The sequence below is a fragment of the Methanospirillum lacunae genome, assembly GCF_003173355.1.
GTDB classification, from domain to species: Archaea; Halobacteriota; Methanomicrobia; order Methanomicrobiales; family Methanospirillaceae; genus Methanospirillum; species Methanospirillum lacunae.
The window spans coordinates 791,318-807,765 of record NZ_QGMY01000002.1 but is presented as its reverse complement, the minus strand read 5'-3'; the positions used below and the strand labels follow the sequence as shown (position 1 = coordinate 807,765).

Annotated in this window: 12 protein-coding genes; 9 read left to right on the top strand and 3 right to left on the bottom strand. The window is 38.9% G+C overall.

Features of this window, described 5'->3' with window-relative positions; all coding sequences use genetic code 11:
• The first annotated feature begins 69 nt into the window (after window positions 1-69).
• From DK846_RS04110 to DK846_RS04090, 5 genes are all read left to right on the top strand, one after another.
• On the top strand, window positions 70-2,961 hold the full coding sequence (locus tag DK846_RS04110) for a hypothetical protein (protein ID WP_109967619.1): 2,892 nt from the start codon (window positions 70-72) through the stop codon (window positions 2,959-2,961).
• Window positions 2,962-3,038: 77 nt separating this feature from the next.
• Entirely contained in the window at window positions 3,039-3,350 is a 312-nt protein-coding gene (locus DK846_RS04105) for a hypothetical protein (RefSeq protein WP_109967618.1), read from the top strand.
• A 405-nt stretch (window positions 3,351-3,755) separates the two neighbouring features.
• Window positions 3,756-4,544, top strand: a complete 789-nt coding sequence (locus tag DK846_RS04100; protein ID WP_109967617.1) for a hypothetical protein — start codon at window positions 3,756-3,758, stop codon at window positions 4,542-4,544.
• A 324-nt stretch (window positions 4,545-4,868) separates the two neighbouring features.
• Complete coding sequence (locus tag DK846_RS04095; RefSeq protein WP_109967616.1) at window positions 4,869-6,122, top strand: GntP family permease; 1,254 nt, start codon at window positions 4,869-4,871, stop codon at window positions 6,120-6,122.
• A 179-nt stretch (window positions 6,123-6,301) separates the two neighbouring features.
• Window positions 6,302-7,462 carry an AAA family ATPase gene (locus DK846_RS04090; protein WP_109967615.1) on the top strand — a complete coding sequence of 387 codons (1,161 nt, stop codon included), beginning with the start codon at window positions 6,302-6,304 and terminating at the stop codon, window positions 7,460-7,462.
• Between the two features lie 142 nt (window positions 7,463-7,604).
• Here DK846_RS04090 and DK846_RS04085 read toward each other — a convergent pair whose 3' ends face one another.
• Window positions 7,605-8,054, bottom strand: coding sequence for a hypothetical protein (locus DK846_RS04085; RefSeq protein ID WP_146201116.1), 450 nt, complete (start codon window positions 8,052-8,054; stop codon window positions 7,605-7,607).
• Between the two features lie 351 nt (window positions 8,055-8,405).
• Window positions 8,406-8,663, bottom strand: coding sequence for a hypothetical protein (locus DK846_RS04080; RefSeq protein ID WP_109967613.1), 258 nt, complete (start codon window positions 8,661-8,663; stop codon window positions 8,406-8,408).
• Window positions 8,664-9,031: 368 nt separating this feature from the next.
• Between DK846_RS04080 and DK846_RS04075 the strand changes: the two genes are divergently transcribed.
• Window positions 9,032-10,090 (top strand): ABC transporter substrate-binding protein, encoded by a 1,059-nt coding sequence (locus tag DK846_RS04075; protein ID WP_109967612.1) that lies wholly within the window; start codon window positions 9,032-9,034, stop codon window positions 10,088-10,090.
• A 104-nt stretch (window positions 10,091-10,194) separates the two neighbouring features.
• Here the strand turns inward: DK846_RS04075 and DK846_RS04070 are convergent, their stop codons facing one another.
• Complete coding sequence (locus DK846_RS04070; protein ID WP_109967611.1) at window positions 10,195-12,375, bottom strand: PAS domain S-box protein; 2,181 nt, start codon at window positions 12,373-12,375, stop codon at window positions 10,195-10,197.
• Between the two features lie 1,000 nt (window positions 12,376-13,375).
• Between DK846_RS04070 and DK846_RS04065 the strand changes: the two genes are divergently transcribed.
• From DK846_RS04065 to DK846_RS17405, 3 genes are all read left to right on the top strand, one after another.
• Window positions 13,376-15,487: a HAMP domain-containing methyl-accepting chemotaxis protein gene (locus DK846_RS04065; RefSeq protein WP_109967610.1), complete on the top strand. Its 2,112-nt coding sequence runs from the start codon at window positions 13,376-13,378 to the stop codon at window positions 15,485-15,487.
• A 9-nt stretch (window positions 15,488-15,496) separates the two neighbouring features.
• Entirely contained in the window at window positions 15,497-16,063 is a 567-nt protein-coding gene (locus DK846_RS04060; protein ID WP_109967609.1) for a chemotaxis protein CheW, read from the top strand.
• 165 nt (window positions 16,064-16,228) lie between these two features.
• Entirely contained in the window at window positions 16,229-16,423 is a 195-nt protein-coding gene (locus tag DK846_RS17405; protein WP_181391614.1) for a hypothetical protein, read from the top strand.
• Window positions 16,424-16,448 lie beyond the last annotated feature (25 nt).

The window sequence follows — 16,448 nt, the reverse complement described above, 5'->3', positions numbered from 1 at the left end:
ATCATCCAGGAGACTTCTCCTGCAGAACTGCTCGTGTAAAAGGAGTTTTTAGTATCTGTCGAGGTGGTTATGCCTGAAGAGATACAGGTAAAGGAGATAATTACTTCTCTTCATCTTCTTTCTCAGCATGACGGCATCTTTGAGATCAGGATCATTCGGGATGATGGGATCTGTAGCGGGTACTTTTCAGACCGGGAGAAAGCTGCTACAGAAATTCTCAAGTATGATGCAGATAGCAAGGTTTCAGGAATTTATGTCACTCTGAATGATGTTGATCCTGCTCTTCTTGTCCGTCGTGCAAACCGGATCAAGTTCAGACTTGGGAAAAAAGATGCAAGTACTGGCGATTCTGATATTATCAGGCGACGGTGGCTGCCGATTGATATCGATCCCCGCAGACCGTCAGGAGTCTCTTCTTCTGAGAGTGAGCATGCAGATGCCATCTGCAGGGCTGATACAATTGCAGAATTTCTCTCCGGGCTTGGATGGCCTGATCCGATTATTGCTGATTCTGGAAATGGTGCTCATCTTCTGTACCGGATTGATCTCCCTCAGAATGATGAAAGTAAAGCGATTGTTAAATCTGTTCTAGAGCTGCTTGATCGCCGGTTTTCTGATTCACGTTGCATGGTGGATACAGCCAATTTCAACGCTTCAAGAATTTGGAAAGTGTATGGGACGCTGTCAAGAAAAGGAGATAATCTTTTAGAACGACCACACCGGAGATCGAAAATTCTCAAGTCCATTGTTGATCCACAGTCTTCTGATTCTCTTGTTAGTGAAGATAAGCTTCGTCTGCTTCTTTCATCTGAGCACCCTGATCTTTGCACTGGACCGGATAAAGAACATGTCCTGAAATCTGATTCCCGGATAGATCTTGGATCATGGCTCTCTGGTCATGGTTTTTCGTATACTGAAAAACCGTATCAGGGTGGCAAGGTTTTTGTGTTTGATTCCTGTCCGTTCTCTTCAGCTCATACTGACGGAGCATATGCTATTCAGTTTGAGAACGGGGCGATCTTTGCAGGATGCCATCATACATCATGTGGAGGAGGGAAACAGAGATGGCCAGAACTTCGTGCCAGGTTTGATCCACCCAAATTGGATTTTGAGGCAAGACTCGCAAAACTGCGATCAGAACGGATCAGAGCAAAGATGGAGGCTGAAGGACGGCTTCCCCTTTCTGAAGAAGAGATGGCACAGGCTAAAGCCCTGTACGAAGCATCTGGCTCAAGTGATTCTTCCGGTCACGGTGATGATGGGCCGGATGAGGTGAATGAGTCTATCTTGTCCCGGTGCACAGGGATCCTTGAATCTGCTGATCCTCTCTCTTTCATGCTTGAAACGTTTGCATCTGTTCATGAAGGAGATCAGACTGTTGCAGAATGTCTTATTCATTCTTTTGCGTCCCGGTCTGTCATCAACAGTAAAGGTCTTCATGTTTCTATTACCGGTGAGTCAGGGAAAGGGAAGTCTCATGCTATCGAGACGATGAAGAGTCTTGTTCCAAAGAAGTTCAGACTTGAAGGCAGGCTGAGTGACAAGGCATTATTTTACATGGAAGATCTTTCTGCAGGCAGTGTCATTGCACTTGATGATGTGAGTCTTTCAGATCAGATGCAGGAAGTTTTGAAAGGTGTTACAACTTCTTTTCAAAAGCCGTTTCCCTACCGGACAGTGAGCAAGGATCGAAAGGCTGAGACCTATGTAATTCCTGAACGGTGTGTCTGGTGGATTGCAAAGGTTGAAGGTCCCGGTGATGATCAGGTCTTTAACCGGATGCTGACCTGCTGGATCGATGATTCAGAAGATCAGGATAAGAGAGTTCTTGACAGGACACTTTCCGGTGCTGAAGATCTCCCTGATGCTACTAGTCCTGAATCTGAGGAAGTGCTTGTATGCAGGCAGATCTGGGAGTCTCTCTCACCGGTCTGGGTGGTCATTCCATATGCAAGAAAGATCAGGTTTCAGTCTGCTGAAAACAGACGAAATCCTGATATGCTGCTTGATTTGGTGAGAACGAATGCAGCACTCAACCAGCGTCAGCGTGAGACAAAAACCATCGGTTCTGTGACCTGTGTGATTGCTGATAGAACTGATTTTAATGAAGCAGCACGGCTGTTTGCAATGCTGAATGGTGAGACCGGAGCCCAGGCCAACAAACTGACGAAACGTGAGAGTAATCTCATTGGTATTTTGTCTTCGATGAATCAGTATGAGGTGACGATTGGAGATCTGCAGCATGCCTCAGGTCTTACAAATTCATCGGTAGGAAAACTTCTTCACGGGTATCATTCGTATGGCAAGACCTACTCCGGTCTGCTTGACAAGTGTCCGGCTGTTTCGTTTCTTGACCGGACGGTAACGAGTGGTGATGAAGGCTGCTCAACAATGAGACGGACCCGGGTGTATCTCTGGGATGCTGCGTTGTACAAAGCCTGGGAGAAAGGCGGGAGTGTCTGGCTCTGTGATGATGAATATCAGGAATCTGATGACTCTGATGGGAATGATCCTGATGATATGAATGAATCATCTTATCCGGCTCATGTAAATCCGGATGTTTGCGATACTTCGATGTCGATGGCAGATGTGCAGTCACGAAATTTTGTCAGGATATCAGGTCATGGAGATCGCCAGAGATGTAGTGTCTGTGGAAAATGCCCGACACAGTACAAGGAGCGGGTTGCTGAAAATTCAAAGGCCATTCAAAGAATGCTGTGTCGTTCGTGCTATAAACGTACAGTTTCGCGTGAGGTCGCATCTATCATCACTCTTCCGGGCGTGATTGATACAAAGAATCTCGTGAAACGAGACGTTCCCAGTGGCCGGTGTCAGGTCTGCAATCTTCAGCCTGCTGTCTGGTCTGATCCAGATTCCCGGGTTCATGTGTGTGATCAGTGCTACAAAAAGACGATCAGCGAGAATTTTGACACGGATTCTCTCAGTCCCGGTCCTCCGTAAGTAATTGGTATCCTGATTCGGGATCCGATTTTTGCATGTGTACTTGAGAGTGTCAAAAAAAGTGAGGTGAACGTTGTATGGGTCAGTTTATTGTTGAAGAAAAAGTTGAACCCGGTTTTGTGCTCTGTGGGCGGATTATCAAAGAGAATGAGAACCTTGTAGTGTTTGTTGATGAGGTGGGAAGATTTGAAATCCCGGGGAGGGTTTTGGTATATGTTCTTGCTGGTCTTGGTGATGAAGAGTTGTCCTGGGGGAGAGTCCGGCTGTCTGTGAGTGGCCGGGGGGTATATCTTGATATTAAGGGGGTGAGATATGCAATTCCGGTCACCCGGGTGAGAGCTGTGATGGAAGGAAAGAACCGGAAAGGGCCTGTTAGTTTGGTTAGATAAAAAAATTTTATTTATTATTTTTTGTCAGTAAATTCAGATCTATTCTGATTTATCTGGTAGAGCGGGAGAATAGTGATGAGAGCGGGAAGGTACCGCTCTCATATTTTCGTTGGTTATTAATTTTGTTGGTATTCCGTTGTCCGGTGGATCATTGGGCGGGAGAGCGGGATCCACAGACACACGGAGAGAGAGGAAATTCGGTTTATGGGTTTGGTCTCTCTGACCCTTTCCTCCCGCTCTCTATTATTAATACTTATAATAATTAGATAAAACTTAGTTTTACCCGGGATATATGGGGCAAAGGAGAGCGGGAGGTCCCGCTCTAACCAAGGATTGAGTTTTTTCTCCCGCTCAATATTCATTAGGAAAATATGACTTATATAAGATGAAATCTGATTTTTAAAAATGAGTTTATCAGAATTAGTAGATGCAATAGATGGTAACCATTTAATAATTTCACCTGATGAAAAGTTATCTCTGTATAAATATTATTCAAATTTTGATTGTTTTAAGAAATTTATTCAAACAAAGAAGTTATTTTTTTCTCGAATATCAGATTGGAAAGATAAGAGGGAAGGTATTATCTCTCAAAATGACTTTAATGAAATTTATGATCAATTTAGAAAGGATTATAATTTATCAGATAAGGATCCCGGACTTTATGGTAATTATGAGTCGCATTGTCAGTTCTATTCGATATTAACGCACTATTCATACGGATGTTGCTTTCATACAAGTGAAGAAGAGTCCCTATATATGTGGAATGAATTTGAAGGAGGCAGCAGTCAAGTTGCGATAAAAACATCTATTGGAAAAATAAAGAAAATAGTAGAAAATCACAGTGAACATCAATTTGTTATTGGATTTGTTACTTATGATACAACAATGTTGGATAATAAACAATACCTAACTGATAACTGTTTCAGGTTATTCTATAAAAGACCTGCATACCGTGATGAATATGAATATCGGGTCTTGATAACTAAACCAGACCCTTACGATTTGCTCAAAGATAAAAATGCCGGAATAGATTCAGAAAATGGAAAACGTATTAGTGTTAATCTTGAATTTTTAATAGATGAGATTATTATGCGTCCAAACGCTGACAATGACCTAGAATCTGAAATTAGACTACTATTGGATGATAAAAATGGTAATCCTTCAACTATTAAGATAAGAAAATCTAGTCTTTAAACTTATATAAATGAAATTTGAAAATATGGTTCAATAAAGATTTATTAGTTATTGTACGCTTGGGTCACTCATATGTTAATTCTCATATAATAGAGGGAAATATCTTCATCATTTTACAAAAATTTGAGCACGTTGACTAATTCGGCTCTGAAATGAAATGACCTAGGTTGAAATCACTTATGTCAAACGGTAACCTCATGACTCTCACCCTGACTTTTTAGTACAAAAAAAGGAGCATATGGGTATTAAATTTTCTACTTAAAAAAATTGATTTTTTTTATAACTAAAGAAACTTATTACCTTTTTACATTTGATTAATCATTCATGTATTCACTTCTCGTATTTCTTTTGGTGATTATCCTAATCTCAATAATCGGAATAAAAAATAAAATGCCTCCGTTTTTTACCTTAACCGGGGGTGCCTTGGTTTTTGGGTTAGCTATGGGAACCAGTTTAAACGCTGTATTGGTTCAAATTTCCCAGGGATCTGCATTGATTTTTAATAGTTTTGGAATCCCAATCCTTGCAGGTTCGGTAATGGCTAAATATCTTATCGAACAGGGGTTCATTCAGGAAATAATCTCTGATATACGACAAATTATTAAAAATCCATCAATTTTATCTTCTTTGTCAGGTTTTGCTCTCGCAATTCCATCAACCTGCCCGATAACATCATTTTTAGTTTTATCTCCAATGATGGAAAATTTCACTTCTGATAGAAAAAAGCAATCAGCCCTATTATACCTGATTGCAATTGGAAGTGTTCTTGGAATTGCATATGTCTATCCAACACCAATTACCCTCTCATTATTTGAGAATTTTTCATCTCATCTTTCCCCTATTATCTATAATTTGGTTGCGATACCCATTGCCCTGATTTTTCTTGGTATAATGGTTATGTATATGCAGAAAAAATTTTTGAAAACCATCACACTAGAGGAATTAGAACTTTTTCCCAAATATCATGAGAAATTTCATCCAAAGGCATGGGCTCCGTTTATCGTATTAATCATTAGCATTTTTATTGGAATTTTCGTATTTAATCTTGATCACCTTAGTCTTGTACAGTTTTTTATGCTATCAGGAATGATAACAGCAGTTGTAGTTACAAAACCTGATGAGAGATGGACCGGGTTTGTTCTTGGTGCAAAACATGCCGGTGTTATTATTTTTGATATCTGCGGAGCAGGTGCCCTGGGATATGTTATACAACAGACATCATTTGCCGATGATGCCCTTGGATTGATCTACAAAACAGTTCCATTAATAATCGTTCCATTTCTATTAGCTGCACTTATTCAAACTGCACAAGGATCGAGAATTGTTACAGCATCACTTACCTCATTATTAATGGCACAGGAAAAAATATCAGGAATATTAAACCCGATATCATTATTTTTACTTATTATTGCTGGAACGGGAGTTATTTGCTTCGTGACAGATCCATATTTCTGGTTAATTCATCGGGAGACCGGTGATGATGTTAAGACAGTAATAAAATATTATACTCTGCCCCAACTAATTTTTGGGTGTGTAACCTGTATTTTAGCGCTTGGGATTCAATGGTTTTTTCCATAACAAAATTCTTTAAAATATGAGAATAAAAGAAGACCATTATCTCAAATGGAAACGTATTCTTTACCAATAGTTCCTATTACCCCGGATAACCCCCCGGTTGGCAGCCAGTTCTCATACACCGGATGCACATAGGCAAATTCTCGTACCTGATTCCCTAACTCACCTTCAACGGTAATCTCATGACTCTCACCCTGATCCTGAAAAACATCGGCCCGTATCAACAGGCTGAGATTCCAATAACACCTCTGACCATCCTCACCGGACCAGAACATTCAGACTATCTCTATCTTCTCAGGTTCATCCACACGCTCTATCGCCTTCACGAGAGTTATGGAACCAATATCCCGGATCTCAAAAGAGCACCTAAAGTAAAACAGTATCCTGATAAAAACGTAGTTGACCTTGTTGCCACGACAGCTCTGAGAGAAGTATACGAACGAAATCTGGTGAACCGGCTTGAATCATATTTAGGAGTGGAAACTTCGGATCTGCGACGTTCAAAAACTCGTGCTGCGGAAATAATCCTGAAATCAAAAACAGCCGGGGCGTATCTCAAAACCAACGAGAGTGGCGAATTAAAATTTTGCGAATCAGAATGCCCCTTCCCTCTCGAACTGTTTGCCAAAGGACCGAAAAAACTTCCAAGGCCGGGAACATCTACAACCGCATTTAGTTCGCTTATTTCAGGAGCAATCGGGATATGGGTGATCACAATCTCTGAAGGAAATCTTCCTCACTCATTGTATCTCCCAACAAACCGGGGAGAAATTACAAATGTGTATGATCAAGAACTGGATCCTGCCCAAAATGCACCTATCGTAAATGAACTCCTCGAGGAGTTTGATGGTTGTTCATTCAGGAATGATCATTATGACTCTGAAACCTGGAAAGAAGATGAAAACAATCTCATCAGGACATCTTCCCACCTTATTATTGATCCTGAAGGGAGGTATGAGATCGTGGTCAGAACCGGTGATAGAGACATTCCTCCAAATGAGACTTCACCTGATGTTTCAAGTCTCATCCCTATCTTTCTCTCGCTGAAATACAGACATATCCCGGGCGAGGTCTTCATCATCGAACAACCCGAAGAGCATCTGACCCCGGACCAGCAGATACACCTTGCCCGGCTCTTTGTCAGGATGGTAAAATCCGGGTACCGGGTAATTATCGGGACCCAGAGTGCAATCATTATAGATGAGATCATGAGGCTCCGGGCAGAATACCTGAATGATCCAACCAATGCAGACTCAATTTCCCCGGATGATGTAACTCTCTGTATTGAGAATAAGATGGAATGGGGGAGGGGTTTATTCCCGGTAGAACTGAAGAAATGGTGAAATCCCCCATTTAATCTCTCTTCACCCAAAAAATGGAGATACCTTTGTTGGTATCAAAACCCATTCATTTGATCCATAACATCAGCGATAATTGACAAAATATGTATCCGGAGTTCACTGTTGTTACAGATCATATGAAAAATTATTGTACATGGTGAAGGTTCTTTACACGTTCAGATACCTTATTGTATACTGATCCTCCGGGGTTTTGATATCCAAATGGAATTTTGGTTGAAAATTCACCTATCTTTTGAAATTCCATCGGATCTTGTTTTCTCTGTTCAACGGGTTTTAAATGTCCAAAAGTTAAATTTGCAGATGGAATCGAATGTTCCTGAGATGATGGTGATACTGGTATGAAATTGAGGTCCACAGTATCGCTTATCTTTTGAATTTTTAAACTGCTTTTGAGGGTATCTTCCCTGATATCATTCTGCTGTTTCAGCAGTTTTGCTCTTTTCTTTTTTATATTTGCGATTTTGTGTTCTTCGGCAGTACTGTCATTCCTCTTTTGGATGCTGATTTTGAGAGTGTCATAGTTTTGCATAATAATATCCTCTATAGAAACGTGTAATGTGAGTAGAATGAACAACCTCTGAAATAATCGAATTAAAATGAAAATTATTTCTAGATGTGTTCATTAGTGATTCATTGTATAATGCAAAGGCTCTGAATTATTCGTAAGATTTTGCATTATACAATAATTTAGAACTCGGGAATCTGATATGAATTATTTCATAAAAATTCCTTAAATTCTTATAAAATATCGGGAGATTCACATCAGAATATAGGAATACATGTAGGAAGTTGTATATAGGGATGTTTGTTGTTTACAAAAAATAAATTGTACATGGACCTCCTGAAGGGTGTAAGTAAATTATTAAATACCGGAATTACTTGTTCATTCATCGATTCCTTGTGCCAAGACCCTTTTCATCTTTGATCACTTCTTCCGGTTACCTGCTAAAACCTGATGTGCTTTAATCCTAATATTTGAACTCATTTGATTTGCTTTCATTTGTGCCAGGTCGAATATTTTTTTATTTTTACCATCAGTACCGCCCTTTTTTCCTTTGGTTTTGGCATTTTCAATTGGGCCCTGGACCGGTGCATCTGGATTTTCAACCGATTCCTGAGCTGGGTTAACTCCGGCTTTCAATGTTTTTTTCTCTTTAACCGGTATTTTTTCCTTGGATTTCATGGTGTGTACTCAATTGTTGGTTATATATACCTGTCTTGGAGTTGCATTTTTTGCAACTCAAAGCAAGAGATATGAGCGATTCTTAACAATAATTAATGATAGACCTGATTAGATCAGCAGAAAAAATGAGTCCTCAATGCAGATAAATCCCGGATTCAATACAAATATTTCAGCGTTTTAGTAGAAACCAAAAATCGAATATAGTGATGAATATCGGTTCTTAATGAATATAATCCATATATCTGATTTCTTTAAGTCTATCTCTCTTTTATCTGAAAAAAAATTGAAATGCGATTAAAAGAAATCTCTAATAAGTTCTCAAAATAAATCATGTATGCTTATTTTAGTATAAATGAGCAGGATGTTCAATGAAAATAAAAATTATTTCTCTTATGATCGTAGTGCTCATCTGTATGGGAACACCTGCAGTTGTATTTGCAGAACAAAATAAAACTGTTACAATTACAGATCTTATTGGGCGAACAGTAGATATTCCAGAAACTGTTCACCATGTGGCAGCCCTTTCCGGACCTGGTCCTGAAAAAGTCTTTCTCCTGGGTGGTATTGATAAGTTGGCTCTCGTTCCTCCATTTTACAAAGGTAATTCCTGGGCTACGAAAATTATTCCGGGAATCAAAAATATCCCCTCTGATTCAATAGATGATCCGAGCATCGAAGGGTTGCTGAATCAGAGTATCGATGTTGTCTTATTCTGTGATTATCCAAAACCGATAGAAAAAATGACTGATGCTGGCATTCCGGTAGTAGTGACTCTTGCAACAACTCCGGAAACAGAGCCACAGTCGATAGATGAGTTTAAAGACAATTTCAAGAAAGATATCAGTATCTACGGAGATGTGTTAGGACCTGATGCCAAAGCAAAAGCTAAAAAATTCAACACATATTTTGATGAGAAAGTAAATCCGATCCTAAATATTACTTCATCTATCCCGGAAAATGAAAAGCCAAAGGTATACTATGTGAGGGGTCCTGATGCTCTGACAACACATGGGAAAAACACCAACACTGCGTGGCTTGTTTCAATGGCCGGCGGTCATCTTGTTTCAGATCAGTTACAGGATATGATGCCAAAAGTTTCTATTGAACAGGTTATCTCCTGGAATCCGGATATCATAGTAATGGGAAGGGTAAATTCAACTTCACTGATAATGGATGATCCAAAATGGAAGGATATAAAAGCGGTTAAAGAAGGGAAAGTCTATACAAACCCTGATGGAGTCATGTCCTGGGATTATTCAAGTGAAGGAGTCCTATTATTGGAATACCTTGCTAAGATGTTTTACCCGGATAAATTCTCTAACATCGATATGATTAAAGAAATTAAAGAATTTTATTCAACATTCTATAATTACTCTTTGACCGATGATGAAGCAGACCGGATATTAAACCATCTGTCTCCTGCTTAATTTCCCATTTTTTATTTTTTATACTTTTTTTCCATATAAAAATAATGTCCGGTATTAAAACATATGCCTTACAACATTGCTGGATAAAGGAATAAATATGAAATTTATGACTTAACCGAATCCTGAAGTGCATACATAATACAATTTTTCCCTGAAACATCAATATAGCTGAGCGATGCAGTTCCGGTCCAGAGAATTCCATTGGACTTCAGATAAATAACCTCATATGCGTCATTTTCTGATTTTTGATTCATTTCAAAATGATTGTACAGATTATCAACACCTAAACCGGGTTTTATCGTAAGAATATGTGGTTTCTGCCCAACCAGTTCATCCAATGAATATCCAAAAAAGAGCGATGCAGCCTTATTACCTTCAAGTATCGTCAGTGTTTGTGCATCCACAAGAATCAGTGGAACCGGTGCATTTTCAAAAAGTGAGCGATAATATTTCCTATTTTCAACGAGAGCATGTTCCATCTGAAAATTATCGGTGATATCAATCATTGTTCCCCGGTACCCTGAAAAAACTCCTTCATTGTTGAAAATCGGAAGACCATTACTTTCAACCCTGATAATTGAACCGTTTTTGTGAACAAGATCTATCTGGAAAAAGCGAATACATTCATGACGAAGAGATACTGACCGGAGAATTGTTATGAGTTCTTTCCTTGATTCAGGATGAAAAAAATCATAATATTTTCTGCCGATTACTTCATCCGGAGAATATCCGATAATCCTGGTGCCAACATCGCTGGAATAGGTATACGTACCGTGCTTATCAATCTCCCACACCCAGGTTCCTGATGTCTCTGCTACCTGTTTGTACCGTTCTTCATTTATCCGAAATTCAGATTCTGCCAGAATCCGAGCCTTTATCTCTTCCTGTAAACTATATGTCCTATCCTGTATGAGTCCTTTAAGCTCAACCAGATATGATTTATTCTGCCCATCAGTTTGAATACGCTCTGTAATATCTGAAATTATTGCATAATATCGAATAACATCCCCCTCTTTATTGAAGATCATATGGGTAGATATTTCAAGGTGTACATCAGTTCCATCAGGCCGTTTTATTGAATATTCACATGTAACAGGATGATCTTTTTCATGAACCTGTTGGACAATGTTCCTTGCGATAGTAACCCATTTCTCATATCCGGTCCTGTTTGTCCGGCTCATGTCAATAAGTTCTTCCATATTATACCCGATGAGGTATTCAAAAGACCTGTTACAGTAGTCTATGCTTAAATCAGGATTCAGTACAATAATTGGTTGAAAAGAGTGCTTCAGAATCTCTCCAAGAACTAATGCCTGTTCATGAGTTTTTCTTAAGGCATTTTCTGATCTCTTTCGTTCTGTGATATCCCTGGTGACTCCGAGTATCCGGGTTATTGTTCCATCCTCATTTATAAGAAGAGTGGTAACCATTTCAACCGGAATAATAGATCCGGTTTTCCGGATAAGTTCACTTTCATCCATGCATACTTTTGCTGATTCATCTCCTGCTAAAAATTTCTCTATCCTCTCGGGAAAGGATTGTAGTAGTTTTAATTCCTGAGGGTGATTTACCATGTCCTTTAAACAAATCCCAGTTAAATCTTTACTTTCAAACCCGGTCAAATCAAATATTGACGGGCTCACATACAGTAACCGGAATGTTGTGGTATCTAAAAGCCAGATAACATCGGTTGTATTTTCTGAAATCAGTCTATACCTGGCTTCACTATCTTTTAATTTCTGTTCAGCTTCCCGCTTTGTTGTAATGTCACTTGCAATGATGGCTATAGAAATGCTATTGATATTTAGTGAAAGAGCCATTATACTGATTTGATACCAGAATGTTGTTTCATTAACTACATACTCAATTTCAGTTTTGAATACCTTTTCACGGGAGAAATTCTGAAGACCCGAAAGAACTTGCGGAGTTGAAAATATGTCCAGATGTAATGATTCTAATTGTTCTCCAATTATTTTCCGGCTTTGTAAGGACAGGATTTTTTCAGCAGATTTGCTGATGTATTGTATCGTATGATTCGTATTGAGGATGAGAATAAAATCGGAACTTATATCAATGAGATTTGAAATCGGCATCGTATCAACAAGGTAATATTTTTTGGCATGACCCATCTGGATCTTTCTGACTCTGCCAAGAGCTTCGAGTGTTTCAAGTTTCCTTGCAACAGTCTGAGGATGAAGACAGCATTTTTCCGCAATAATTTTTATCATAAGCGGTTTTCTTTCACCAGATAGGGCGTGGATTATCTTTTCATATATACCATCCATTGCATAATCTCCAGTTTTTTAAAGATTCCAATGATGTCTACTTTAGACACCGGGAAGATAGATAAAAACTAAATTTCCATACAGAATTACTATCATTCTCTCAAAAAAACAACGATATTAGTTTTGAGGTAAAAAAACCAAGAATCATATGTTAAATGGTTGAAAAGCAGTTATATGAATTTTAAGTGGCAATATCTATACCAGATCGTCTCTTGATAGCTCTTCCAAAGTGATAATGCAAGATTTTTTTAAAAAATCTGGCAGGATTTATTATTATCAAATGTTTTTTATATTAGACTTCTCAAAATCCATTAATAAATCATGACATTATCCCAATTGAACTCGTATAAAAGAACATAGAATTAGTATAACTCATAAAACTCATTTAATTTGATCAAATATCAAAGAACTGTTAGGCACGATTTTTTTAGCATTAACGTAACACCCGGATTTTCTCTATTTGAATTTATCCCCTACGACACCGCCGGGCACTTATATAAATGGAATTCACTCAAAGAATTTCTTATCTAATAGAAATTCATTGACTAATTCGATATTAATATATTGAATTATTGATTTAGCATCTTCTTACCCGGGAATTGTACGCTTTGGCAGTACTAGGCTAGTGGGAAGAAACTATCAGTTGAATATTGCGGAAAAACTGGGAAAAATCGTTACGGTGTACCTTTCTGATAAATATGGATAAGTCAGGGAATCGTGTAAGGGTATCTGTTGTTACATTTTTGTTATTTAAAATTTTTATCATACATATTCAGTTTTTTTCAATAACGATTTTTTATCCTCGTTTATTAAAACCTCCTCCGGTACAGTGGAAAAGGGGTATAATCCAGAGTACAGCCTGTAGAACATTATGTCCAGGATATTGAAAAAAAGAGAATATTGATTATTTAATTATTCAGTGTATGGATTCCCTCGATTCATTCAGATGGATGATAGAGTGGAATGAGATCATCTTGGTTTCATGTAATGGTAGAAAATTATGGATTGGCTTGATAATATTAAAATTGGAAAAAAATTGATTGGATCATTTATCGTTATCGTTCTGATAATGATAATCATTGGAACTGTCGGATACCTGGGAATTGTATCGATTGATTCCAGATTAAACGAAATGTATGATGAACAACTTATTCCTACTGATAATATTGAGACTATCAATGCTCATGTCTGGGAACTCCGGGGCGATGTATACAAATATATGAGTATAGATGATGCCCGTGAAAAAACCCTAAAAACAGTAAATGAAAATACTGCAATTGTTGAAAGCGATATAAAGAAGTATGAGCAGTTTGCGGTCACAGATGAAGAAAAGAATTCATATAATGATATTGTTCAGGCATGGGGAAGTTACCACAATGCAATTAATAACAGTATAAAAAATGTAGATGATGGAAAAATTGATGATGTAAAAGAATCTCTTTCGACCGGAGAATTGACTGCCAGTAGGCAGGCAACATCAGATGCACTCAAAAATGTTATTGCTCAGAATTTGAAAAAAGCAAAAAAACTCAATGACGATAGCGAAGTGGCTGTGGCTGAAATTATAATTCAGATGGTTTGTGCAATTATTTTGAGTATTGTAATAGCTCTAACCCTTGGATTTCTTATTACCAAAAGTATCACAGTTCCGCTTGCAAGAGGAGTCTCTTTAATCCAGGAAATGAGTCTTGGTCATTTAGGAAACCGGTTAAATCTGGAAAGAAAAGACGAAATCGGTGAGCTTACAAAGGTCATGGACTCTTTTTCTGATGATCTGCAGAATGTAATCGTATCTTCGATGAAAAAAGTTGGCCTTGGTGATCTCTCAGTGACGATAACTCCAAAGGATGAAAATGACGAGATTTCACCGGCAATGATAAACATGGTTGAATCTATCCGTGGTCTGGTATCAGAAGCTAAGATGCTCAGTCAGGCTGCTATTGAGGGAAATCTCAGAATTCGCGGAGATACAAACCGGTTCCAGGGGGGATACAAAGAGGTATTGCAAGGATTCAATGCAACCCTTGATTCGGTTATCAATCCGGTAAATGAAGCAATGCGTCTTTCCAATTCATATGCTGATGGAGATTTCACTGATGAAATCAGCGAAAAAATTCCGCTTAAAGGAGATTTCATCCAGTTCAAAGAGGCACTCAATAAGATTGGAATTCAGATTAGCAGTGCTATCGGTGGCGTAAAGGATGGAGTTGAAAGTCTCAGTGCCGGGATGGAAGAGACCAACGCCAGTGCAGAAGAAGTCGCAAGTACTTCCAGTATGCTTGCACAGAGTTCCAACTCAGTGAGTGTTCTTGCCGAAAAGAGTGGATCCGGAGTCAAACAAACTCTGACAGCGATGGATGATCTATCAAACACAGTAAGTTCGGTAGCTACCAAGGCAGAACAAGCCTCTACCATGGCGAAACAGACCGTGGACCTCTCAGAGAAAGGAGTCATGTTAGCCGGAAAAGCTGAGAAAGGGATGGAAGGAATTATGCAGTCTGTTGATGAGACGAGTGTTATAATTACTGATATCACAAGTCAGATGGATGAGATTGGAAAGATTGTTGAAGTTATTACCGGAATAGCAGAACAGACCGGACTTCTTGCTCTAAATGCAGCTATCGAAGCAGCCCGGGCTGGAGATGCAGGGATGGGTTTTGCAGTTGTAGCAGATGAAGTCAAATCTCTTGCTCTTGAGTCACAGAAATCAGCAGAAAATATTGCAACAATAATAGGAAACCTCCAGAAGAAGTCTCAAAAAGTTTCTGAGTCCATGAAGGTTTCAGCTTCAGAAGTAAAATCCGGAAATGAGGCTGTAAGTGCCACTCTCAATGTCTTCAACGAGATTGTCCAGGCTATTAATATTGTTCACAATAATATGACCGAAGTGGCAGGAGCCACTGAAGAACAGGCTGCAGCTGTTGAAGAGATCACGGCGAGTGTCCATGAAGTCGGTGGTCTTGTACAGCAGACTGCTAAAGAAGCTGTAGATTCAGCAGCCGCAACCGAGGAGGTTACAGCATCTATAGATCAGATTACCCGGGCGATATCTGAAGCATCAGCATCTATCCAAAGAATATCTGTAGAAATGAGTAAATTTACCACCTCGTAAGGAGTGATTATGGGAAAATTACTGATTGACGAAGAAATATCAGAAAATTTAGATCCTGGATCATCGATGAGGAGTATTCGAACCAACTCCTCTCGTTCCCGGATGAATGGGGCAGAACAGGTTGTAGAGTTTGTCATCGGAAATGAGCTATTTGCCGTTGATCTCTTTGATACCAGGGAGGTGATAACAACACCGGAAGTAACTCCAATTCCGAATGCTCCTTGTTTTATTACCGGTATGATCGATCTCAGGGGGGTAATTACAACAATTATCGATCTCCGGGTCATGATGAACATTACTCATGAGTCAACCGGGAAAAAACGATCACGAGTAATAGTGCTTGATAAAACAGTCAGTGAAAAGATGATAGGAATCCTGGTAGATGATGTTCATTCTGTTACAACATACACAAAAGAGGATATCGATCAGGATGCCCATTCATCACATGAGAGTCATCGTGATATTATTGGAGTCATTAGAAAAAAGAGAAAAGATTCCCGGGGTAAGGAGAAGAGTGTTCTTGTTATCTGGCTGGATATCAAGAAGATGATAAAAAAAATTGAGAAAGATCTGTAAAACCAGGAGTCAAGATCTCTGAATGTGTACCGTTTCAGATCAATTATTCACCAGAAATACCAGAAAAAGATCTGTATTCGATAATAACCGGACTTTAAAAATAAATTCACAAGCCTTTTATTTTCACTGATACTAGATATTCATATTATGGGATTAATCTGGGAAATGCATCAACAAAGCCAGGGTAGAAGACGGAATGCCAGACAAATGATGGCATCTGCTTCACTTGAGCAGAGAGTGGCTGAACTTGAAAAAGAGATCGACGAGATGGGCACTCTGCTTGAAAATGTCATCACAAAATTAGAAGAAACTCTCGGGACAGATCTTGATGGGGATGGAAAAGTCCCGATGAAAAAATAATATATTCTTACTATCGATTTTTTTT